Here is a 21,950-nt window from a genome sequence, read left to right as displayed (position 1 = left end):
GTCCTGATGGGTGGGTGGGAAGAGTCCCGAGCCCACCCCGGCGACCACCGACAACGCCAGTGCGACGCCCACGTTCGGCGAGAACCCGAGCGCGATGGTGGCGACGACGGTGATGACGAGTCCGGGCAGCATGATGGGCCGCCGTCCGAACCGGTCCGACAGACGGCCCGCGATCAGGATCGCCAGCACGTTGCCCGCGGCGTAGATCGCCAGCACGATTCCCGCCATTCCCGCTCCGGCACCGAGACTCTCGGTGATGAACAGCGGCACCACCGCGACCCGGACCCCCATCGACGCCCAGCCCTGGGTGAAGTTGGACGCGAGGATCGCCCGGTAGGCGCTGTCGCGCAGGGCGGTCCGGAAACCGATCAGCCCGCCCGTCGGGCCGTCGGCCTGATCCGGTGCGATCACCTCCCGCAACTGGGTCGCCACCACCGTCGACGCGACGAGCAGCGCGACCGCGTACACCACGAACGGGACCCGGAGTCCGAAGCCGACCAGCGCCGCCCCGATGAGCGGACCGGTGATGCTGCCGATGAGGAACCCCGCCGAGAAGAAGCCCGACACGCGACCGCGAATGTCGCTCGGCGCCATACGGATCAGCAAGGCCATCGCCGAGATGCTGAACATCGTCGACCCGATGCCGCCGAGGCCGCGGAAGATCAGCAGTTGCCAGTAGGACTGGGCGAACGCGCACGCCAGAGTGCTGGCCGCGACGATCAGCAGACCGGTCAGGTAGATGCGCCGCTCGCCGAAGACGGTGACCAACCGTCCCGTTGCGGGCGCGAACGCCAGGCGCATCACCGCGAACGCCGAGATGACCGCGGTCGCGGCGGTGAACGAGACGTTGAAGGTGCGGGCGAAGGTCGGCAGCGCGGGCGCGATGAACCCGTATCCGAGTGCGATGACGACGTTCGCCGACAGCAGCACCCAGATGCCGCGGGGGATCTGCCTCATGGCAGCTCGGGGAGGTCGTCGAGGGCCCGCGCGGTGAGGGTCCGGCCGAGCTCGATCATCTCCGAGGCCTTGTGGAAGTCGAGCGTGCGGACCGTCCGGCGGGGTACCCGGATCAGCACGTCGGGCGGATAGCCGGCGACCTGGTAGCGGGTCAGGGCCTCCTGCATGATGTCGAGCGACCGGCTCAGCACCTCCACGCGTCCCATCCGGGCCGGTTCGTCGACGCCGAACGCGGGCGCCACCTGTTCGGCGGACGGGACGGAGCCGGACTCGGCCGCGGCATCGACCGCGACGGCGCCGCCACCGGTGGCGGCCACCGCCGCATCGGACGCCGCTGCCTCCCCCGAGGGCATCTCGTGGCCGAGCCGGTCACGGACCGCCCGGATGAACTCGTTGTCGAGGATCGGCGCCACGTTGCGCCGCAGCAGTCCCCTGGCCTTCTGTTCGCGCGTGGCGCCCGCTTCCGGGCCACCGTCGGAACCGATGATGACGCCGATGGTCACATCGCTGGGCACCGTCGAGGTGGGCGCCACCGGCAGCGGGTCGAGAATCCCGCCGTCGGCCAGCAGCCGCCCACCGTGCTCGTGCGGGCTGATGACGCCCGGGATCGCGATCGACGCACGCAGGGCGTCGGCGAGGACACCGCGCTGGAACCAGACCGCGCGGCCGGCGTTCAGATCGGTGGCGACCGCGGTGAACGGGACGGGCAGGTCCTCGATCGCGGTGTCTCCGAGGATCTCCCGCACCCGCAGCAGGATCCGCTCGGCCCCGATGACGCCCGGCTTGGTCAGCGAGACGTCGAGCAACCGGACGACGTCGAGCTGGGACAGACCCGAGATCCAGTCCACGTAGTCGTCGAGTTTCCCCGCGCAATACAACCCGCCGACGAGAGCACCCATCGACGAGCCGGCGACGGTGACGATCTCGAACCCCCGCGCCTCGAGTTCGGCGATCACCCCGATGTGCGCGTAACCGCGGGCGCCGCCACTTCCCAGAGCCAGCGCCACGCGCGACGGTCGAGCCATGGGCCAACAGTACCGCCGCCTGTTCTGCTCCCCGACATCGCAACTGGCGGAGACGGCTACTGCTCGGTGAGGAGTCGCCGCGGCCCCGGGCCGAGTTTGTTCAGTTCGTCGCCGGGGTTGAGGAGATGGCACTCCCCAAGCGACAGGCAACCGCAACCCACGCAGGACCCGATCATGTCCCGCATGTTCTCGAGCAGTGCGATGCGTTGGTTGATGTCGTCCATCCAGCGTTTCGACGCCGCTTCCCACATCGATTTCGGGGGCGACTCGTGGTCGCCCAGTTCGGCGAGCACCTCGCCGATGACCGACAGCGGAATCCCGGCGACCTGCGAGGCGCGGATGAATGCGACGCGCCGCAGCATCGCCCGGTGGTAGCGGCGCTGGTTCCCGGAGGTGCGCCGGCTGAAGATCAGGCCCTGGTCCTCGTAGAAGCGGACCGCCGACGGGGCGATCCCGGCTCGCTGGGCCAGCTCGCCGACCGAGAGCTCCGGCTTCTTCAGCGTCATGGGTCGATGGTAAGCGCCTCCGACGGCGTCGTCCCCGGTGCGCGACCGGGGACGACGGGCAGCGCTCACCGTGGGGTCAGGTGCGGACGACCATCACCGGGCAGTCGGCGTGGTGCATCACCTTCTGGCTGGTCGAGCCCAGCAGGAGTCCGCGGAAGCCACCGCGGCCGCGACTGCCGACCACGAGCAGCGATGCGTCCGCGCCCGCCTCGTCGAGCAGCGCCTTCGCCGGCTCCTCGGGCAGGACTGATCGTTCGATCGTCACGTCCGGGTAGTCCTGGGCGTACCCGGCGAGGCGCTCGGCGAGTACCTCGACCGCGTCCTGGGTCATCCGTGCCACCTCGTCGGCGCCGATGCCGTACCCGTGGAGCGCGTCCGCGTCGAGCGGGGTCCAGGTGTGTACCGCGCGGAGCGGCACATTGCGCAGCGAGGCCTGCCGGAACGCCTCGGCGACCGCGGCATCGCTGACCGGTGAGCCGTCGACCCCCACGACCACCGGTCCGTCGGGGTTGCCCTCGGCGGCGACGACCGTGACCCGGCCGTGTGCGTGAGCGGCGACACTGGTGCTCACCGAACCCAGGAAGAGGCCCTTGACGCTGCCGAGACGGCGCGTGCCGACGACGATCATCGCGGCGTCCTTGCCCAGTTCGAGCAGCACGCGCGCGGCGTCGCCGTCGACGATCGAGGTGGCGACCGTCACGCCGGGTGCCGCTTCTTTCGCGGCGTCGGCGGCCGCATGGACCGCGTCGGAGGCGTCCTGGCGGATGGCGTCGACGACATCCTGCGGGATGATCAGGCCGGGGGCGTAGTCACTCGTGCTGGCGTCGTACGCACCGACGACCTTGAGGTCGAGACCTTCGGCAGCGGCCGCCCGCGCCGCCCAGCGCACCGCGCCCGTGGCCGCGTCCGACCCGTCCACGCCGACGAGTATCGCATTCATGTTTGGCTCATCTCCTCTGATCGCGACGGCCCCTGGCGGGGTCTTCGGTTCGGCCGCGGGTCGGCCCGGGCTCGCCCCGGGCGGCCCGGTATCGGCCCCGGCCCCCATCCTGCCCCGGCGCCGTTGCCGCGGCAATGAGTACGAGGTCCCGACCACCGTCGCTTTCTCCACGATTCGGGCGCCGTGTAACCTGGCAGACACCATGACGTCACCCCTTCCGCAGAACGGCACCAACGACTTTCGCGCAATCATGATCCACATCGGGATCACCGTCGCACTCGGACTCGGCCTGCTGTTCTTCGCGCATGCGTCGTCGGATCCCCTCCAGACCGTGTTGGTCGTCGCCTCTCCCGTCGTGGTTCTCCTGGGCGCGAGCACCATGCTGTACCGCACGTACCGAGTCTGGAAACGCAACGGTCGCTGGCAGGTGTGGCAGGGGGCGGCGTGGTTCCTGTTGTTCTTCTTCATCGTCATGCTGTTCAACTCCGCGCCAGTCCTCTTCGAATGACCCGGGCGGGGTCGCCCGGCGTCGTTCGCCCCGGTGGAAGCCCTCTGACCGGTAGAGTCGGTCCTTTCACGTGAGGTGAGGGAGGCGCCGTGTCCGTCGGTCCGACCCACGACGAACCACTTCCTCCGGGCGCTCTCGTCGGGCGTCACCGCATCGAGCGCCTCCTGCGCAGACGCGTCGCCGGCGCCGACTACCTGGCGACGGCCCCATATCCGGGGGCGCCCGCCGAGCGCGTGCTGCTCACCGTCGTGGACCGGGCCGCCTCGATCACTCCCGCGTACGGCAACTGGTTCCGGGATGCGATCGAAAAGGCTTCCGCGATGGCGCATCCCGGGATCGCGCGCATCACCGGACACGGCATCGTCGACGGACGCGCCTGGGTTGCGGTGGCTCCCGTGCCCGCCTCCGACGCCGCCCTGCTGATCCGGCGCCACCCCGACGGCATCGACATCGATCTGGCGGTGCGCGTCGTCACCGTCGTCGGCGAGGCGCTCGACGCGGCCCATCGCCGGCGCCTGGTCCACGGCAACGTCTCCCCCGCCGACATCCTGCTCAACGGCTCCGCAGACCCGACCGTCGCCGGGGCGTCGGTGCCCGGTGCCGTCACGCTCACCGGTTTCGGCCTCACCGCACCGATAGCGGGCGACGAGATGCCGCACCCGGCAGCCGATGTCGCCTCGTTGGGACGTACCCTCGTCGAAATGCTCACCGGCGCCGGGAGCGAAGCGAGCGGGCCGAATGTGACCGGCACAAGCTCGGTCGCTCGGCACCGGGTGTCGGGTGCAGTGTCGCCGGCGTTCTACGCCGTGCTGGCACGGGCGCTCGACGCCGATTCAGAACACCGATACCGCACCTGCGCGGAATTCGTCCGAGCGGCCGAGCTCGCCCTGCACCTCACCCACTCCGACGGCGAACCGCCGACCGAGATCATCCCCGCCAGCCACCCTGAATCCGAGTATGAGTCCGCCGCAACCGATTCCGACACGACGGAGGTCGTGGACGCGGGGCCGGCCGCCGGCGTCCCGCGCGTGTTCCAGCCCGCCGGTCATCCGGATCGGCCGACCGAGGTCGTCACCGACCGGCCGCGGGGGGCCGGGCCGGTGAACCGGCCGCCGACACCCCCACCGTTGGCGCCCCCGCCGACGGCCTCCCCGTCGATGCGTCGACGACGGCTGATCGCGCCGTTCTTCGTCGCCACGGCGATCGTCGCGGTCGTCGTCGGAACGGTGATGCTGCTCGGCGCCCGCACCACACCGCCGCCGTGGCCGGCGGGCGTCGCCCCTATCGCCGCCGCCTTCCCGCAACTCCTGCCGGAGACGCCCGAGGCGTCGGGATGGGGAGATGCCGACTGTGAGCCCGTCGTCCGCGACGGCATCGACGGGATCTCGTGCACCGACGCCGCGAACGTCGGATTCGTGGTGTGGCACACGCCGACGTCACCATCACGCGCTGCCGTCACCATCGGCCTCAAGGGCTACCCCGGGGATGAGATCAGCTGGCGCGACGGTCCGGCGTCGGCGAGCCGGGACAGCGTCGTCGACGGTTGGGTCGTCACCAATTTCACCGGGCCACCGCATGCGCAGTACACCCTGGTGACGACGTGGCCCGGACACACCGGCCGCGAGATCCTCGACGACTGGTGGCGCACGGCGCCGCTCGGCTGACGACCGTGACCGGGACGAAGGCCGACCCTTCGTGACGCAGGGAGCAGGGGGCGCGAACCGCCCGATGACGCCTGTCCTCAACGTCCGCGCAGCCCGTCGATCCGGTCGGCGACCTCCATCGCGGTCGACGGACGGGAGCCGGCGAGGGCGAGACAGTTGGCGATGAGGGTGCGCTCGTCGCGGTCCAGGTTCTCCGAGAGGGCCGGCGGCGTCGACAGCGCCGCCCGGATCGCCAGCAGCGGCTGGGTATCCGGCACCTCCCCGTACACCCCGTCGCCGGTGAGGGCACGGTGCAGACACGCCCCGAGCGACCAGATGTCGGTCGCCCGCGACGGCACATCGCCGGCCAACAATGCGGGGTCCATGTACTGCACCGCCCCGGGCTGGGCGAAGCTCGTGATGGGCTCGTCGGCCGCCAGCACCCGGGCCAGACCGAGATCGGAGATCTTGCCGCCGGTCTCGGTGACCATGATGCTCGACGGCGTGACGTTGGCGTGCGCGATACCGGCTTCGTGCAAGGCGTCCACGCCGCGCGCCGCGTCGGCGATCGCCGCCAGCTTCTCGTCTCGGCTGAGCTCGCGCGCCGGACTGCCCAGCGAGCCGAGCGGGAAATACTCCATCGCATACATGAACTGGCCCTGCAGCACGGCGTCGTAGAGCCCGGCGAGGTAGGGCGAGACGACGGCGGCGAACGCCCGCAGTTCGCGTACCCCGCGGCGGTAGGCGTCGTCGCTGCAGACGCCGCCGAAGACCTTCACCACGACGCGGTCGGTGGCCAGGCGCAGTCGCGCGGGGGGTACGGCGAGATAGAACGTGCCGTTGCCCCCCATGCCGAGCTTCTCGAGCACCGTGAAATCCGCCAGCTGCTGCGGGATCTCGACTTCTGGCATGTCAGTGCCTCTCCGATGATGAGCCGATGTTCGGACTGGACGGATCGTCGGCCGCCCTCGTGGGTGCGGATGGTGCGGCCGGAGACGGGTAGAGCATCGCGACGCGGTCGCCCAGCGATTCCTCGCTCGTCTCGGTGTTGTCGACGACGGTGACCGGAACGGGTACGGCCGAATCGCCTTCGTCCGATCCGGCGACGGTGAACGACACGGCGTTGTCGCGGTGCCGGCGCGGATCCTGCACCGACACCGAAACCCCCTGTTCGGCAACAGCGTTGAGGTCGGCCAGCCACCGACGCCGAGAGCCGGATGCGACGACGGTCAGCGACCGCGACCCGAACAGCGCCAGACCCGCGGCCATCAGCGCAGCGGTCCGTCCGCTGCGATCGTCCGCAGCGATACAGGTGATGGTGCTACGACTCGGTGCCACGGTGTCATCGGTGGTCTCGTCGACGACGGCCACCGGAGCCGATCGCAGCGACTCCCCCAGGAGCCGGTCGCCACTGTCCGTGAGGACGAGGTCGGCATTGGCGTTCTCCGACATGGCCTCGAGGTCGGCTGCGGGATCGGCGCTGAACCGGCACAGCACCGACACCGCACCCGCGCCGGTCAGCGACGCGCCCAACTCGTTGAGGCGCTCGACGGCCGATGCGATCGCCGCGAAGTCCGGCACGACCGGAATCCCGACCTCGAGCGGGCGCACGGACCGGTCCGGGGCGGTGAGCAACCCGGCCAGGACTACGTCGAATCCCGTGGTGCAGTCCAGCATTCGCCGATGCCGCGCCCGCAGGTCGGCGGTCGTGCCGACGGGATCGCGCAACAGCACCAGAACCCGCGGGGCAGTGGCGGTGGCCAGGGCGCGACGTTCGGCGGCGGCGATGTCATTGGCCACCACCTTGTCCGGATACACCACGCGCAGCAGGGGTTCGGTCAGGATCGTGGTCACGAGCGCCATCACCACGAGCATCGCGAACAGTTCGTCACTCAGCACACCGAGTTCGCGCCCCGCGGCCAGGATCACCAGCTCGGTGAGTCCCCGCGTGTTCATGAGCACCGCGATGGCCGCGCTCTGTCTGGTGGGGATGGCGCTCGCCCGCGCGCCCGCATAGGCGCCGAGGAACTTGCCCGCGATCGCGACGAGCAGGACCAGCAGCAGCTGCCCCATGCCCGCGACGCCGATCTGGGTGAGGTCGACGTTGAGGCCGGTGACGACGAAGAACATCGGCAGCAGGAGCAGCACGCTCGCCTGCTCGAGCCGTTCGAGGATCTCCCGGTGCAGCTGTTCGGCTCCCACCTTCGGCATCACCGCGCCGAACACGAAGGCGCCGAAGATCTGATGGATGCCGATGACGTCGGTGGCCGTCGCCGAGAGGAAGAGTCCGATCAGGATGACCGCCAGGATGTCCGGCGTGAGCCGGCCGGCGCTGTCGCGCCAGGCGATCAGCTTCGCCAGCAGTGGACGGACGACACCGAACATCACCGCGGCGTAGACGAGCGTGAGTCCGACGATCTTGGCGACCTCGAGCGGACTGCCGCCCTGGATGATGGCGATGATGAACGCCAGCAGCGTCCAGGCGAGGATGTCGTCGATGGCGGCCGCGGCCAGGCTGAACACCCCGGGAATCGTTCTCATCATCCCGCGGTCGGTGAGGATCCGCGCCAGCACCGGGAAGGCGGTGATGGACATCGCGACACCCATGAACAGCACCATCCCCAGCCGCTCGATCTCCATTCCCCCGACCATGTCGTGCGAGGGATAGAGCAGCAGGCCGAGGGCCGCGCCGAGGGCGAACGGCAGCGCGATCGAGAATGCCGAGATGCTGGCCGCCGCGCGTTCACGCCCTTTGGTCAGCCGCATGTCCAGTTCGAGGCCGACGATGAACATGAACAGCACGAGGCCGATCTGGGCCAGTGCTCCCAGCAGCGGCCGGACGTCGTCGGGGAAGAGCCACTGGTCGGGATTGCCGGGCAGGAGCCCGAGCAGGCTGGGACCCAACGCGATACCGGCGGCGATCTCGCCCACCACGGCCGGCTGACGGCAGGCACGCGCGATCATCCCACCCACCCGGGCGGCGGCGATGACGATCGCGACGTCGAGCAGCAGGAAGGCGACCGTGTGTTTGTCCATGACCTCGGGTCCGTTCGCTCAGATACGGGCGTGGTGTGACTCGAAGATGAAGTGGCGCCCGCCGATCCGGACATGCGACCCCGGCACCAGCACGTGGGCACGATGCGGGAGCAGCCGGGTCTCCCGGTTGCCGCTGCTCGGATCGGTGACGAAGGTGCCGTTCGCCGACCCGAGGTCGACCAGCTGTACCGTCCACTCCACCAGCCGGATCTCCACGTGGCGGCGCGAGAGCTGACCTGTCTCGTCCTGCACGCGAATCGGTTTGGGCGAACCCGCCGGTCCACCGCCGGCCGATCCCGGTTCCCGGCCGATCACCAGGTCCTCGTCGAGGAGGAAGGTGAACCCGTTGTCGAGCAGCAACCAGCCCAGCGGAGGCCGTTCGCCCTCGACGAGGAACGTCGTCAACTGGTCCATCCGGATTCCGCAGACCCCGCACAGCCACGACTGCGGATGGTTCAGATGGCCTCGCGAACAACGGATGCCGTGCACCATGGCCCGCGACGCCTCGATCTTGACGACCTCGGTCGCGGGTTTCTGATGCTCCTCCTTGGGCAGCGGCGCGCGCGGTTCGAGCGGTTCGGCGAACGGATTCGGCGCGGGAGCCGGCTCGACGCGAGGCCGGCCGCTCGGCGGGTTGGCGTCCCGCGGCGGCCGCTCAGGTGGGTGGGAAACTTTCGGGGACAACGGTTCCGACCCGAACGGACCGCCCAGCGGAGTCGAGGTGAACGGCAACGGATCGGGTGCCGGCAGGTCGGCACCACCATCGGCGCCGGGCGCCATCCGCTCGGTCGTGCCCATCGGGTCCGGCTCCGGCGGCAAGTCGTCGAAGGGCGACCGTTTCCGGATGGGCTCGGGCGCCGGGGGTTCCGGCGCCCCGGGTGCCGGCTTGTCGAGATCGTCCAGGGCCTCGGTCGGTGGACCCGCGTCCGGGTCGGGTCGGGACGGTTCGACGGCCGGTTCCGGCCGCGCCGCCGCCGGTTCCGGCCGCGGTTGCGCCGGTCGCTCCGCCAGGGAGTGGAATTCGGTGCCGCGCAACCCCAGCGGGGTGTGCAGCAGCGCGCCCGCGGCAGGCACCGTGCCCTGGACCAGGTCGAAGCGCTCGTCACCGACCTCCGCGGGCTTCGTGCCGGCGAGGTAGAGCCCGAGACCCTCGAACGGCCACGGCACGGCGCGGTCATAGGAATCGCCCGCGGGCGGCTCGATCCGCTTGCCGTCAGTCTCCCCGTACACCCGGCCCGAGAGGAAGATCGCGATGCCGGCATTGTCGGGAGCCGCGAAGGCGATGTCGACCGGGTCGTCGGCGGTGGCCACCAGCTGAGCCAGCGCCCGTACCAGGTGCCGGCCCCGCCGCGGTGCCGAATCCGGCACGACCACCGCAGATTCGATGTCGAGCAGATCGGTGAGGAAGGACACGGGCACCGCGTCGTTCGTCAGGCACAGGAACGCCGGGGTACGGATCACGATCCCCGCACCGGGGATCAGCGTCACCGTCGGCGTGACGCTCGGGATGTCGCCCGGACCGGTCACAGGAACCGTCCTCCCTGAAATCGCCAGTGGGGGAAGACGGCGCGTAGTGGACCGTTGACCGCCACCCACACCAGCAACCAGGTGGTGACGAACTGGACGGTGAACACGACGGGCGACGGTTGCAGCGACTCCGGGATCAGTCCGGTGCCATCGATCACGATCCACACCAGGATGCCCTCGTTGATCGCCGTGAGGAGCCCGAAGAGCGTCGGCCAGTCCTTCTCCCAGCGGAACTGCTGCAGGAAGTGGTACAGGAATTCCCAGAGCACCCCGAGGACGATGACGGTGACGAGCACGGTGAAGGCGACCCGGTAGACGTCGAGGATCGACGGGTCCCCCGAGGAGATGAGCCACAGGAACGGGACGAGCACGATGGTCCACAGGCCGCCGAGGATGCCGAGCACCAGCACGCGGGTCTGGATTCGCCCCCACAGGGTGGGCAACATGTCAGTCGACTCCCTTGTTGTTCATCCAGCGCCACCACTGGGCGGTCGATCGCCAGGGCGTCAGTCGTCGACAGAACCCCTGGCGGGCAAGGTCGTCGACGATCTCGAGGGCGGCGATCTGCAGACCGAGGAAGGTGTCGACGCCGGGAAAGTAACCGCCGAGCGTCGCGCTGCCCGAGGCGTACAGCTTGCCGTTTCCGCTGCGTGTCCCCTTAAGCTCGAAGTCGCGTTCGACGTCCATGCGGCCGACCGGGTTGATGCCGGCGCCGGTGTGATCCAGCAGATCACGCAGCAGGCGGTGCTCGCGGACGTCGGCTTCGAGTCCGGTGCAGTCGATCACGTAGTCGGCGTAGATCTCGAAGGTGCCGTCGGGCCGGTGGTCCTGTTGGATCGGTGCATGCGGGTCGACCCGCACGGTGGTCACCACCCCCTGCCCGCCCGCAGCCGGCAGCAGACTCTCCGCCCTGCCGACGGCGACGCGGTACCAGCCCTCGCGCCGCCCACGGGCCAACTGCTCCTGCCAGTCGTCGCGGACAGGGGTGTTCGTCCCGCCCATCTGCTTGTACGCCTCCGCGCGCTCGTGTCCCTCGAGCTTGCGCATGCGGGCCTTGAGCTGCCCGCCCCAGACCGACTTCGGATAGTTGAAGCCCTGGTAGGCCCAACCGTCTTTGCCCTTGCGCCGCATGAAGATGTGTGGGCCGTGGGGTTTGTCGTAGTACGTGCGGAAGAGGTGCACGATCTGCGTCTGGAGCCCGTACGCGTCGCGATCGTCGATGAGCCGCTGCAGGACCCGCGACGCGACGATCCCCGCACCGCGGATCACCACGGTGCCGGGTTTGCGTTGCAGCGACTGGTAGATGTGCTCGTGCGACTCGTAGGCGTTGACGACCTTGCTGGCGTCGCGGTAGGTCTCGCGGAACGCCTGGAGATCGGGCAGGAGCTTGATCCCCGGGTATCCGATCGCGACATGCACCCACTGGCTGCGGAAGGCCACCCGCTTGGTGGGCGAAGTCCCCTGCGGCGGTGTGAGAATCGTGAAGTAGCCACCGGCGGCGCGGCGTCGGATCATCCGGACCTGACCACGGTGCAGGCACTTCAGGTAGCCGATCCGCTCGCATTCCTTCTGCATCGACTCGAACGCCTGCCCGGCCCTCGGCGTGTAGAAGTTCGCGAAGACGGGCTCCACCAGCACATTCCACAGCGGCTTGAGCTTCTTGTCCGCCCAGGCCTCCCGCACCGCGTACGACGGGAAACCCCAGATGTTGTCCGGGGTCGACGCCGAATCCGAACGCAGGCGCTCCGTGCGCGGGATCTGCGACACCCGGGTCAGGTACTCGTAGCTGTGCCAGGGCACGTCCTGGGGGCCGAGCACCGCGATCCGGTCGAGCGGCACCCCGCAGATGCGCAGATAGTCGACGGTCACGAATGACCCGATGCCCGAGCCGACCGTGACGAACGGGACGTCGACGATCGGGATGCCCGCGGCCTCGACCATCGCATCGGTCCAGATGTCGGTGTCGACCAGCCCCGGTGTCAGATCGCCGACGGCGCCCGCGGGCCCGGGAGCGCCTCGTCCGGGCGCCGGAACAGGCCCAGGGCCCGGCCGCGGCGCGGGGGGCGCCTGGCCGGGCATCGGTCCGGGACGAGGCGGAACGGGCGGTGGGGGTCCCGGGCGACGCGGGGCGGGCCCCGGTGGCCGCGGACCCGGTGCGCCCGGCAGGGGCCCGCCGGGGTCGGGGACGACACGCGTCGGACCGTGCGGCGGCTGGGTCACGACCGGACCCGGGTGCGTGGTACCGCCGGCAGGCCGCGTCGACCGACGCGGGCGGCATGCGTCGCGCCCCGAGAATGCCGGGACGCGTGCGGAACACGACGGGACATCGCTCCTCCAGGTGAGCAGACGCGGGCACGGATGGTGCGGTAACTCTAACCCGCGGCGATGCTCGCGACGGGGTTATATAACCCGAACGAATTACACCCGTCGCACCAGGTCAGCCCCTGAACTGCGCGGAGTCGGGCAGGCTTGCCGGTGAACGCACCGGTGCATTGTGCCGGTATCGAACGTGACATCGAGTGTTGACAAATAGCGGCCCGTCGAAATACGTTCGAGTCATCCGCTGTGGTCTGTTTCACCGGCCGAGCCGCCCACCCCGAAGGGATGCGACGATGACGAAAGCACTGACCCCGACCGACCGGGAGCACGAGGCCCCCGCCCGCTACGTGCCGCAGCACGACAAGTCCGGCAGCGACCACGATTACGACCAGGTCCTCGACGACCTGTCCGCGGCATCGGTCCATCGCAACTTCGACCCGTACGTCGACATCGACTGGGACGCGCCGGACATGGCGATCGTCGAGAACGATCCGCGGTGGATTCTGTCCTACGAGGTCGACCCGATCGGCCGCCACCCGTGGTACCAGCAGTTGCCGCAGGAGAAGCAGATCGAGATCGGCATGTGGCGCCAGGCCAATGTCGCCAAGGTCGGCCTGCAGTTCGAGTCGGTCCTGATCCGCGGCCTGATGCAGTACAGCTTCAAACTCCCCAACGGTGCCCGCGAATTCCGCTACACCACGCACGAATCCAAGGAGGAGTGCAACCACACCCTGATGTTCCAGGAGTTCGTCAACCGAACCGGCATGGACGTTCCCGGGGCCAAGCTGGGCTATCGCCTCATCTCTCCTCTCGTTCCGCTGGTCTCGACGGTCTTCCCCACCGTCTTCTTCTTCGGTGTGCTCGGCGGCGAGGAGCCGATCGACCACATCCAGAAGGACTTCCTGCGCACCCGCGCGAGCCTGCACCCGACGATGGCCGCGGTGATGCAGCTGCACGTCGCCGAGGAAGCACGCCACATCTCCTTCGCCCACCACCTGATCCGCGAGCAGGTGCCGCAGCGCGGACGCGTCCAGCGTTTCCTGTTGTCGCTGATGCTCCCGCTGACCATGCGCATCCTCTGCGGCGCCATCGTGGTGCCCCCGCGGAGCTTCGCCAAGCGGTTCGACGTGCCCGACGCGGTCATGAAGGACATCTTCTGGCGGTCGCCGGAGTCGAAGCGGTTCCTGCGCAACGTCTTCGGTGACGTCCGCATGCTCGGCGAGCAGAGCGGACTGATGAACCCGGTCTCGCGCCTGCTGTGGCGCGCGCTCGGCATCAGCGGCCGCCCGTCACGGTTCCGCAGCGAGCCCACCTACACCGCGGCCTGAACCCGAACCCCGAACGCAGGTAGAACCCGAGACCATGCCCCACGTCGTCACCCAGGCGTGCTGCGGCGACGCGTCGTGCGTGTACGCATGTCCCGTCAACTGCATCCACCCCACGCCTGAAGAGCCCGATTTCGGCATCGCCGAGATGCTGTACATCGATCCCGCGACCTGCGTCGACTGCGGCGCATGTGTCAGTGCGTGCCCGGTCGGCGCCATCGTCCCGGGACATCGCCTGCCGGCTGGGCAGGAACGGTTCGTCGAGGTCAACGCGACCCAGTACCACGATCCGGCCGACGGAGCCGCGCGCTTCCCCGTCGACCCGGCCCGTCGGCTACCCCTCGCGCCCATCGATCGTCCGCGGCAGCTGGCCGTCGACACCTCGATCTCGATCGGCATCGTGGGTTCGGGCCCGTCGGCGATGTACGCGGCCGACGAGCTGCTGCGGCAGCCACAGGTCTCGGTCACCATGTACGAACGTCTCGACCGGCCGTTCGGGCTGGCACGGTTCGGCGTCGCGCCCGATCACCTGCACACCCGCAAGGTGATGGAGCTGTTCGACGACATCGCGCGCAACCCCCGACTGGAGATCCTGCTGAACACCGAGGTCGGGCGGGACCTCACCCTGGCCGACCTGCGCGCCCGTCACCAGGGCGTGATCTGGGCGGGCGGGGCACCCACCGACCGGCAACTCGCGCTGCCGGGATTCGATCTCCCCGGAGTGTCCAGCGCGACATCCTTCGTGGGTTGGTACAACGGCCATCCCGACTTCGCCGACCTCGACGTCGATCTCGACACCGAGCGCGTCGTGGTCGTGGGCAACGGCAACGTCGCCCTCGACGTCGCACGCATCCTCGTCGCCGACCCGGGCACCCTCGCCGCCACCGACATCTTCCGTCCGGCACTGGCGAAGCTGCGGTCCTCATCGGTCCGCGAGGTGGTGGTGATGGGCCGCCGCGGACCCGCGCACGCGGCCTTCACCCTGCCCGAACTCATCGGACTGGTCGATTCGGGGGTCCCGGTCACCGTCGACGCCGCCGACCTCGAAGCGCTGCCCGCACCCGCCGACCTGGACACCACGACTCGTGCCAAGCTCGATCTCCTGGCCGAGTGCGCCGCCCGCCCCGAACCCGAGGGCCGTCGAATCCGATTGGCGTTCTTCGCCTCTCCGATGGAGGTGACCGCCGGTGCGGACGGCCGCGCGCGCACGTTGACCGCCGGCCGCAACCGTCCGGTCGTCGACGACTCCGGAGCCGCGGTCGGCATCGAACCCACCGGCGAGACGGTGGGGCTCGAAACCGGGCTCGTCCTCACCTCGGTCGGTTACCGCGGTGTCGCGGTCCCGGGTCTCCCGTTCGACGACGCGGCCGGGATCATCCCGCACCTCGACGGCCGCGTGCTCGACGGGACCGAGCCCGTACCCGGGATGTATGTGACCGGTTGGATCAAGCGCGGTCCGTCGGGCTTCATCGGCACCAACAAGACCGACTCGGCGCAGACCGTCGCCTCATTGCTCGACGACCTCGAGTCGAACGCGACCGAGGCCTCGGCACCGCGTCGCCGTCGGTTGCTCGGCCGACGCCTCGGCGTCGCGTCGTCCGTCGCCGGCCTCGATTGACGGACTGCTGCGCTAGATTTCAGCCATGGGGCTCCCCGCGTACCAGCGCACCACCGTGCGCGCCGATCTGTCCGATCTACCCGCCGACGTCGCCGCCACGCTGCGCGACCATGCCGACTCGACACAGCTCACCGTCACCGACGACCTGCCGGCGTGGATCACCCGGAGCATCAACCCACCGTCGACCACGTTCTTCGGCAAGCTCTTCGGACGACGCAGCAACCCCGTCGACCCCGATTCCGAGCACCAGACGCTCATCGTGCTGCATCCGACCCACCTGATCGTCGTGGTGTCCGGGGCCGAACGTGGGGTGTCGGCGCTGTCGTGTCCGCTCGCCGCCGCGTCGATGTCGTCGACCCCGTATGTCCCGGAATCCGACGGATTCTCGGTGACCGGCTTCGCCGGTCATGAAGGGCGCCCAGGCAGCTTCTACCTCGGAACGGGTGAGCCGGCGGGCACGGAATGCCGGGAGGCCGTTCGCTCGGCCATCGTCGCCGCCAAGAATCCGTGAGGACCGCGGACCGCACTGCGCCGCTCTCGCGACCCGCGCTGGGTCTCACACTCGCGCTGATCTCGTCGGCCTGTTTCGGCATCTCGGGGGTGCTCGCCCGGGCCATGATCGAGGCGGGATGGACGGCCGGTGCGACCGTCACCGTCCGCATCGCACTAGGCGGTCTGGTCCTGGCCATTCCCGGCTTCCTCGCCTTTCGCGACCGTCGGCAGCCGCTGCCCGAGCAGCCGGGCCGACGGTCCTGGACGGTGCTCGTCGCCTACGGACTCCTCGCGGTGGCCGGCTGTCAGCTGGCCTACTTCTATGCCGTGACCTACCTGCAGGTCGGCGTCGCGCTGCTCATCGAATACACCGCCCCGGTCGCCGTGCTGGTGTGGATGTGGCTGCGCCACGGTCAGCGTCCGGGTCGCGTCACCGTGCTCGGCGCGGCACTCGCGATCGGGGGACTCGCGCTCGTCCTCGACCTCACCGGCGACGTCCCGATCAGCGCGATCGGGGTGCTGTGGGCGCTCGCCGCGATGGTCGGGGCCGCCGCCTACTTCGTGATCTCCGCCGACGACCGCACGGGCTGGCCGCCCCTGAGCCTGGCCGCGGGTGGCCTGCTCATCGGCGCACTGGCCCTCGTCGTCGCGGGGCTGACCGGGATCCTGCCGATGACCATGACCACGGACCCGGTCGAGGTCGGTGCGCTCGAGGTGGCCTGGTGGATCCCGCTCGTGCTGCTGGGAGTGGTCTCGGCCGCCATGGCCTACGGCTTCGGCATCGCAGGCGGCCGGCTGCTCGGGGCCCGGGTGATGTCCTTCGTGGCGTTGTCCGAGGTGCTGTTCGCGGTGGTCTTCGCCTGGCTCGTGCTCGACGAACTGCCGGCACCGATCCAACTCGCCGGCGGCCTGCTCATCGTGCTCGGCGTCGTCTGCGTACGGCTCGGCGAAGCCGCCCCGGCGGTGTCACGTGACTGAGAATCATCGTGCGCGTTTGTGAATAATGTTGCGCACCTTGCACATCTGTCCACAGGTTCGACGTGTTGGCACGGAATGTGTCGCACGTCGCAACGGGCCGGGGTAATCTCGTGCCCCATGTGGGGGGAGGAACCACGCGCGACGGGGATGTTCTCGAGGTTTGACTACATCGACGCCGCGCTCACGACTGCGGATCGGTTCACCGATCTCGTGCTCGGTGTCGGCGACCCCGACACCCGGCTCCCCGACACCCCCGCCTGGACGTTGACCGATTGTGTCGGCCATGTCGCGATGGCGCCGTCGCGCTTTCTCGAACTCGCGCGCGGCGAAGGTGAGTGGTGCTGTTCGGCGGTCGACGTACCCGACTTCAATGCCAAACAGATCGCCAACTTGCCGACGCGCGACGTGACAGTGCTCTGCCGACGATTGACCGACGACCTCCGCGAACTCGTCGACGAGGTGTCGCATTTCCACGCGCAGGTCCCGAAGATGCACTTCGACGGCGACCGCGTCATCCGGGCCGACGCCGCTCTCGGCCTGCTGATCGGCGAGTTCGTGGTGCACGCCCGCGACATCGCACGCGCTGTCGGGGCCCGCTGGTGGGTCGAACCGGACGTGGTGCTGATGATCATCCGGGCACGCCAACACATCCTGCCCAGTTGGGTCGATCCGCTGCACGCCGCCGGGCACTCCGGCACCTACGACATCCGGCTCCGCGGGTGCGGCGAACGGCACGTCTACGAATTCACCGACGGCGAGCTGCACATCGATCCGCCGGAGCCACGCCGGCCCGATGTCCACATCAGCGTGGACCCCGCGACCGCTCTCCTCGCCGGTTACGGTCGCCTGTCCCCGGGGTGGGTCGGCCTCACCGGGAAGGGCATCGCCTGGGGTGCCCGGCCGTGGCTCGCACCGCGACTCGCCCAGCGGTTCCTGCCTGCCTGATCGCCCCCGCTGCAGAGCGCGCGACCAACCCCGCTCCCTGTTCCGAAAGAAGCACATAACCCTTGCTCCCTGAGGTGTGAGGAGCGATAGCGACGAGCCGCGAAGGGCTGGCGAGCGTTGCACCTCGCCCTTCGTGGCTCGCTTCGCTCGCACCTCAGGGAGCATGAATCTGGACGCTCACGGGTGTACTTTCGTAGTCCAAACGGCGCCGCCAGGCCTCAGATACTCCGGGCGCGCAATAACGTCGAGCGCCCCTGCCCCCTGAGGTGCGAGGAGCGAAAGCGACGAGCCTCGAAGGGCGGCAACCGTGGTCACCGGCCCCTCGAGGCTCGACATCGTTCTTCAGTTGTTTCGCGTCTGAGCCTCGGTCAGCGACCGGTCGGCGAACCCGCCGGACGGCTCGCCCGGCGTCCCTGCCCGCGGGCGCCCGCCCGCTGCTGGTCACCGCCGCGCGACTGCCCGGCGCCGCGTCCCTGGCCTCCGGTTCGTGCGTCCGATGAGCGCGAACCGCCCGCGCGCGAGTCGCTGCGAGCCGGACGGCCGCGGCCCTCGCCGCGAGTACCGCGCGAGTCACCGCCGGTGGCGTTCCGGCCGCCGCCGGTTCCGGCGCTCCGGCTCTCGCCACGAGCGCCGCCGTTGCCGCCCTGGCCTCGGCCACGACCGCCGCGTCGACTCCCCTGCGAACGACCGCCCTGGGAACGACCTCCCTGGGACCGGCCGCCCTGCGCACCGCCACCACGAGCGGCCTCGGCGGCTGCCCGTGCCGCAGCGGACACGCGGGGGGCGCGCTCGCCGACGAGCTCGTCGACGGCTGCCGACGATGCGTCGACAGCGATGGGTGTCACCTTGATCTTGGCCTTGCGCAGTAGCTGTGCGACCTCACGACGCTGTTCGTGCAGGCAGACGGTCACGACGTCGCCGGCCGACCCGGCACGGGCGGTGCGGCCCGAGCGGTGCAGGTACGCCTTGTGCTCGGCCGGCGGATCGACGTGCACGACGAGTTCGATGCCGTCGACGTGCACGCCACGGGCGGCGACGTCGGTGGCGACGAGGACGCGGACGTCGCCCTCGCCGAATGCGGCCAGGTTGCGGTCGCGCTGCGCCTGGCTGAGATTGCCGTGCAGGTCGACGGCCGGGATCCCGGCCTCGGTCAGCTTCTTGGCGAGCTTCTTGGCCTGGTGCTTGGTGCGCATGAACAGGATGCGTCGACCGGTGCCGGAGGCGAGCTCGGCGACGAGATCCTGCTTGTCTGCCGAGGAGACCTCGAAGACGTGGTGGGTCATCGCGGCCACCGGCGACTCCGCCGAATCCACCGAGTGGAGCACCGGGTTGTCGAGGAACCGCTTGGCCAGTTTGTCGACGCCGTTGTCCAGCGTCGCCGAGAACAGCATCCGCTGACCGTCGGCGGGGGTCGCGGCGAGGATCTTGGTCACGACGGGCAGGAAGCCGAGGTCGGCCATGTGGTCGGCCTCGTCGATCACGGTGATCTCGACCTCGTCGAGCCGGACGATGCCCTGACGCATCAGGTCCTCGAGACGTCCGGGGCACGCGACGACGATGTCGACACCGCGCCGGAACGCCTGCTCCTGGCGGGTCTGCTTGACGCCGCCGAACACGGTGGTGACGGTGAGTCCCACGGACGCGGCGAGCGGCTCGACGACCGCGGCGATCTGGGTCGCGAGTTCGCGGGTCGGCGCCAGGATCAGTCCCGTGGGTGCCCCCACGTAGCGCTTGACCTGCATCTCGGCCAGGCCGGCGACGAGCGGGATGGAGAAGGCGAGGGTCTTGCCCGAGCCGGTCTTGCCGCGGCCCAGGACGTCCTTGCCGTCAAGGGTGTCGGGGAGGGTGTCCTTCTGGATCGGGAAGGCGTCGGTCTTGCCCTGAGAGGCGAGAACCTTGACGAGTTCGGCTGGGACACCGAGGGATTCGAACGACACACCAGGCGCCGACGCAGCAGCATCGGTGGAGGTGGCCGGGTTTTCGAGGACAGCAGTCATGTGGTGTGCAGGTTTCTTCCTGTGCTTGGCACGCGAACAGCACGACTGACGTGCAGGGGCGGTGCCGGTGGCGAACACGCGGGTGCGCGAGCTCGTTCGCCGTATGAAGTCAATGGCAGGTGGCCGACCGGTGTCGGATGCCCGGACCTGCGAGAGAGGCGTTCTACGACGCTAGACGCGCCCTGTACGGGCGCATCACTTCTGGCAACAGTACGCGTCGGTGATCGATACCGCGAATCGCTGTGATGCACGTCGCGTTTCGCCCACACCGGCAGGGTCGTCGAAAATCCGACCGAAGACCGCCCAGGACGGTGCTTCCGACGGCACGCGGTCGACGCTGCGCCGCCCGAGGGCGGTTTCAGCGGCGCTTCCCGGGCCTGCACGAACTTGAAAGGTTGTGTCCCGCAACCTCAGAACGCCTCACTGAGCATCACGGCAACAGTGCCGGGCTCGAGCGCGTCGAAGACGTGCTCGACATCGCCGGGATACGAGATGTAGTCACCGGCCGACAGCACCTCGGTGGCCTCGGTGGGTCCGAGACGCGCTCGGCCGCAACTGATCACGACGTGTTCGATGATCCCGCGCGCATGTGGTGCCGACACCCTCGGCTTGCCCGGTTCGGCGCGGATGACATACATGTCGCGCCGCGACCCCGGCGACGCGGTGGACAACAGGGTTGCCGAGTAGTCGGCGTCCGCGGCGGGGATCACGGGCCCCTCACCGAACCGGATGACCTCGACGGTTGGCGTGGGCGAGTCCAGCAACGCCGAGAACTGCACACCGAGCGCCGTGGAGAGCGCCCACAGCGTCTCGACACTGGGGTTCCCCTCCCCCGATTCGAGCTGGGACAACGTCGACTTCCCGATCCCGGCACGACGCGCGAGCTCGGTCAGCGACAGACCCGCTCGTGTGCGTTCCCTCTTCAACGACGCGGCGACCAGCTCTTTGGGGTTCACCGACCGAGCCTCGTTCATCAAACCGTCCGATCGTCCATCTTGACGAACACACTTCTCTTGTTCACTATGATAGTCATGCGTTCGGCTTGGAGAACACTCGACACGGCGACCCTGCGCGCCGTCGTGGTGATGTCCCTGTCCGTTCTGGTCATCGGGACGTCGTACGGGGTGGCCGCGCACGGCGCGGGTCTCGCCCTCTGGCAGATCGTTGTGATCGCCACGGTCGTCCTCGCCGGATCGTCGGAGTTCGTCTTCGTCGGCATCCTGGCCGCCGGCGGCGCGCCGATCCTCGCGCACTGGCGGGTTTGTTGGTCAACACCCGCAACTTCGGGTACGGCCTCGCCGTCGGGAAGCACCTGCGCGGCACCCCCGAGATCGTCCTCGGCGCCCACCTCATCAACGACGAGACGGCCGCGCTGGCGACCGCCGAATCCGACCCGCGTCGGGCACGGGCCGCCTTCCTGTTGTGCGGACTCGGCGTTCTGGTCTCGTGGCCCGTCGGCGCAGCACTGGGTGCCACGCTCGGCGGTGTGGTCGCCGATCCCGCGAGCCTCGGGCTCGACGCCGCCTTCCCCGCTCTGCTCGCCGCGCTGGCCATCCCGGCCCTGCGCGACGGCGCCACCTGGGCAGCCGTGACGATCGGCGCGGCGGTGGCCGTGGCCTCGACGCCGTTCCTACCGGCCGGGTTGCCCATCATGGGAGCGCTTGTGGGCTTCGCCGCCGTGGAGTCACTCCGCCGGCTTCGGCGGACCCCACCGAGCGCACCGGCCCTACCCGGCACGAGGACGGACACCGTGAACGAGACCGCATCGTCGCGAGAGGCGCTCCAGCACAACAGCGCTCCGGGCTGTCGATGAGCACCGGCATCTCCCTCGCCGTCGGCATCACGGTTCTCGCGCTCGGCACCTATGCGATGCGCGCCGCCGGACCCGTTCTGCGAAACCGCATCTCGGTCTCGGACGCGGTCGAGAAGCTGTTGGATCGGGCGACCGTGGTCCTGCTCGTCGCCGTCGCGCTGACCGGCGCTTTCTTCATCGACCACGACTTCGCCGGCTGGGCGCGGCCCGCCGGCGTGACGGTCGGGGTGATCGCGGCGCTGTTGAGGGCGCCCCTCGCGGTCGTGGTCATCCTCGCCGCGGCCACCGCCGCCGGCCTGCGGGCCCTCGGCGTCGCGTGAG

Annotated in this window: 19 protein-coding genes and 1 pseudogene; 9 read left to right on the top strand and 11 right to left on the bottom strand. The window is 69.6% G+C overall.

The window, feature by feature from the left end; translation table 11 throughout:
* From ACFUEJ_RS22010 to ACFUEJ_RS21995, 4 genes are all read right to left on the bottom strand, one after another.
* Positions 1-957, bottom strand: a 957-nt coding sequence (locus tag ACFUEJ_RS22010; protein WP_388031832.1) for an MFS transporter, incomplete at its 3' end; no start/stop codon positions are given.
* The gene (locus tag ACFUEJ_RS22005) at positions 954-1,982 is read right to left on the bottom strand and encodes a patatin-like phospholipase family protein (protein WP_226512786.1); all 1,029 of its coding nucleotides are present in this window, start codon (positions 1,980-1,982) and stop codon (positions 954-956) included. The genes ACFUEJ_RS22010 and ACFUEJ_RS22005, both read right to left, overlap by 4 nt.
* Before the next feature lie 56 nt (positions 1,983-2,038).
* Positions 2,039-2,488, bottom strand: coding sequence for a redox-sensitive transcriptional activator SoxR (soxR, locus tag ACFUEJ_RS22000; RefSeq protein WP_211538230.1), 450 nt, complete (start codon positions 2,486-2,488; stop codon positions 2,039-2,041).
* A gap of 76 nt (positions 2,489-2,564) precedes the next feature.
* On the bottom strand, positions 2,565-3,428 hold the full coding sequence (locus tag ACFUEJ_RS21995; RefSeq protein ID WP_058251664.1) for a universal stress protein: 864 nt from the start codon (positions 3,426-3,428) through the stop codon (positions 2,565-2,567).
* A 202-nt stretch (positions 3,429-3,630) separates the two neighbouring features.
* Between ACFUEJ_RS21995 and ACFUEJ_RS21990 the strand changes: the two genes are divergently transcribed.
* Both ACFUEJ_RS21990 and ACFUEJ_RS21985 read left to right on the top strand, forming a co-directional pair.
* Positions 3,631-3,936 (top strand): hypothetical protein, encoded by a 306-nt coding sequence (locus ACFUEJ_RS21990; RefSeq protein ID WP_058251465.1) that lies wholly within the window; start codon positions 3,631-3,633, stop codon positions 3,934-3,936.
* 89 nt (positions 3,937-4,025) lie between these two features.
* Positions 4,026-5,600, top strand: coding sequence for a serine/threonine protein kinase (locus ACFUEJ_RS21985; protein WP_388031829.1), 1,575 nt, complete (start codon positions 4,026-4,028; stop codon positions 5,598-5,600).
* Positions 5,601-5,677: 77 nt separating this feature from the next.
* Here ACFUEJ_RS21985 and ACFUEJ_RS21980 read toward each other — a convergent pair whose 3' ends face one another.
* From ACFUEJ_RS21980 to ACFUEJ_RS21960, 5 genes are read right to left on the bottom strand one after another with little or no spacing between them, the layout of a single operon-like run.
* A complete protein-coding gene (locus ACFUEJ_RS21980) occupies positions 5,678-6,490 on the bottom strand; it encodes a protein kinase (protein WP_058251467.1) in 813 nt (270 codons plus the stop codon).
* A gap of 1 nt (position 6,491) precedes the next feature.
* Positions 6,492-8,615, bottom strand: a complete 2,124-nt coding sequence (locus ACFUEJ_RS21975) for a cation:proton antiporter (protein WP_388031827.1) — start codon at positions 8,613-8,615, stop codon at positions 6,492-6,494.
* An 18-nt stretch (positions 8,616-8,633) separates the two neighbouring features.
* Positions 8,634-10,142, bottom strand: coding sequence for an FHA domain-containing protein (locus ACFUEJ_RS21970; RefSeq protein ID WP_058251469.1), 1,509 nt, complete (start codon positions 10,140-10,142; stop codon positions 8,634-8,636).
* On the bottom strand, positions 10,139-10,588 hold the full coding sequence (locus ACFUEJ_RS21965) for a hypothetical protein (RefSeq protein ID WP_058251470.1): 450 nt from the start codon (positions 10,586-10,588) through the stop codon (positions 10,139-10,141). The genes ACFUEJ_RS21970 and ACFUEJ_RS21965 overlap by 4 nt, the downstream gene beginning before the upstream one ends.
* Before the next feature lies 1 nt (position 10,589).
* Entirely contained in the window at positions 10,590-12,221 is a 1,632-nt protein-coding gene (locus ACFUEJ_RS21960) for a hypothetical protein (protein ID WP_388031836.1), read from the bottom strand.
* 533 nt (positions 12,222-12,754) lie between these two features.
* Here ACFUEJ_RS21960 and ACFUEJ_RS21955 point away from each other — a divergent pair.
* The 5 genes from ACFUEJ_RS21955 (at position 12,755) to ACFUEJ_RS21935 (ending at position 17,819) form a co-directional block, all read left to right on the top strand.
* Positions 12,755-13,789 carry a diiron oxygenase gene (locus ACFUEJ_RS21955; protein ID WP_078112166.1) on the top strand — a complete coding sequence of 345 codons (1,035 nt, stop codon included), beginning with the start codon at positions 12,755-12,757 and terminating at the stop codon, positions 13,787-13,789.
* Positions 13,790-13,823: 34 nt separating this feature from the next.
* A complete protein-coding gene (locus ACFUEJ_RS21950) occupies positions 13,824-15,404 on the top strand; it encodes a 4Fe-4S binding protein (protein ID WP_388031823.1) in 1,581 nt (526 codons plus the stop codon).
* Between the two features lie 25 nt (positions 15,405-15,429).
* Complete coding sequence (locus ACFUEJ_RS21945; RefSeq protein WP_247451764.1) at positions 15,430-15,915, top strand: hypothetical protein; 486 nt, start codon at positions 15,430-15,432, stop codon at positions 15,913-15,915.
* On the top strand, positions 15,912-16,874 hold the full coding sequence (locus ACFUEJ_RS21940; protein WP_139104562.1) for a DMT family transporter: 963 nt from the start codon (positions 15,912-15,914) through the stop codon (positions 16,872-16,874). The genes ACFUEJ_RS21945 and ACFUEJ_RS21940 overlap by 4 nt, the downstream gene beginning before the upstream one ends.
* A gap of 117 nt (positions 16,875-16,991) precedes the next feature.
* Complete coding sequence (locus ACFUEJ_RS21935) at positions 16,992-17,819, top strand: maleylpyruvate isomerase N-terminal domain-containing protein (protein WP_058251666.1); 828 nt, start codon at positions 16,992-16,994, stop codon at positions 17,817-17,819.
* A gap of 368 nt (positions 17,820-18,187) precedes the next feature.
* Here the strand turns inward: ACFUEJ_RS21935 and ACFUEJ_RS21930 are convergent, their stop codons facing one another.
* Together ACFUEJ_RS21930 and ACFUEJ_RS21925 are read right to left on the bottom strand one after the other, a co-directional pair.
* Positions 18,188-19,816, bottom strand: coding sequence for a DEAD/DEAH box helicase (locus ACFUEJ_RS21930; protein WP_159370365.1), 1,629 nt, complete (start codon positions 19,814-19,816; stop codon positions 18,188-18,190).
* Between the two features lie 410 nt (positions 19,817-20,226).
* Positions 20,227-20,790 (bottom strand): helix-turn-helix domain-containing protein, encoded by a 564-nt coding sequence (locus ACFUEJ_RS21925; protein ID WP_065630190.1) that lies wholly within the window; start codon positions 20,788-20,790, stop codon positions 20,227-20,229.
* A gap of 57 nt (positions 20,791-20,847) precedes the next feature.
* Here ACFUEJ_RS21925 and ACFUEJ_RS21920 point away from each other — a divergent pair.
* Positions 20,848-21,629: pseudogene (locus tag ACFUEJ_RS21920) on the top strand (AzlC family ABC transporter permease).
* On the top strand, positions 21,626-21,949 hold the full coding sequence (locus ACFUEJ_RS21915) for an AzlD domain-containing protein (RefSeq protein ID WP_068971187.1): 324 nt from the start codon (positions 21,626-21,628) through the stop codon (positions 21,947-21,949). Before ACFUEJ_RS21920 ends, ACFUEJ_RS21915 begins: the two are co-directional and overlap by 4 nt.
* Position 21,950: the final 1 nt, after the last annotated feature.

Origin of the sequence: Gordonia sp. NPDC057258, assembly GCF_042668985.1 — a bacterium.
Classification (GTDB): Bacteria; Actinomycetota; Actinomycetes; order Mycobacteriales; family Mycobacteriaceae; genus Gordonia; species Gordonia hongkongensis.
This window is presented reverse-complemented; position numbering and strand designations above follow the sequence as displayed.

Coding starts and splice junctions, on each gene's coding strand:
- ACFUEJ_RS21925 (WP_065630190.1), bottom strand. CDS start 20,790: ATGAACGAGGCTCGGTCGGTGAACCCCAAAGAGCTGGTCGCCGCGTCG.
- ACFUEJ_RS21995 (WP_058251664.1), bottom strand. CDS start 3,428: ATGAATGCGATACTCGTCGGCGTGGACGGGTCGGACGCGGCCACGGGC.
- ACFUEJ_RS21935 (WP_058251666.1), top strand. CDS start 16,992: ATGTGGGGGGAGGAACCACGCGCGACGGGGATGTTCTCGAGGTTTGAC.
- ACFUEJ_RS21955 (WP_078112166.1), top strand. CDS start 12,755: ATGACGAAAGCACTGACCCCGACCGACCGGGAGCACGAGGCCCCCGCC.
- ACFUEJ_RS21950 (WP_388031823.1), top strand. CDS start 13,824: ATGCCCCACGTCGTCACCCAGGCGTGCTGCGGCGACGCGTCGTGCGTG.
- ACFUEJ_RS21915 (WP_068971187.1), top strand. CDS start 21,626: ATGAGCACCGGCATCTCCCTCGCCGTCGGCATCACGGTTCTCGCGCTC.
- ACFUEJ_RS21990 (WP_058251465.1), top strand. CDS start 3,631: ATGACGTCACCCCTTCCGCAGAACGGCACCAACGACTTTCGCGCAATC.
- ACFUEJ_RS21980 (WP_058251467.1), bottom strand. CDS start 6,490: ATGCCAGAAGTCGAGATCCCGCAGCAGCTGGCGGATTTCACGGTGCTC.
- ACFUEJ_RS22005 (WP_226512786.1), bottom strand. CDS start 1,982: ATGGCTCGACCGTCGCGCGTGGCGCTGGCTCTGGGAAGTGGCGGCGCC.
- soxR (WP_211538230.1), bottom strand. CDS start 2,488: ATGACGCTGAAGAAGCCGGAGCTCTCGGTCGGCGAGCTGGCCCAGCGA.
- ACFUEJ_RS21960 (WP_388031836.1), bottom strand. CDS start 12,221: ATGCCCGGCCAGGCGCCCCCCGCGCCGCGGCCGGGCCCTGGGCCTGTT.
- ACFUEJ_RS21965 (WP_058251470.1), bottom strand. CDS start 10,588: ATGTTGCCCACCCTGTGGGGGCGAATCCAGACCCGCGTGCTGGTGCTC.
- ACFUEJ_RS21930 (WP_159370365.1), bottom strand. CDS start 19,816: ATGACTGCTGTCCTCGAAAACCCGGCCACCTCCACCGATGCTGCTGCG.
- ACFUEJ_RS21945 (WP_247451764.1), top strand. CDS start 15,430: ATGGGGCTCCCCGCGTACCAGCGCACCACCGTGCGCGCCGATCTGTCC.
- ACFUEJ_RS21975 (WP_388031827.1), bottom strand. CDS start 8,615: ATGGACAAACACACGGTCGCCTTCCTGCTGCTCGACGTCGCGATCGTC.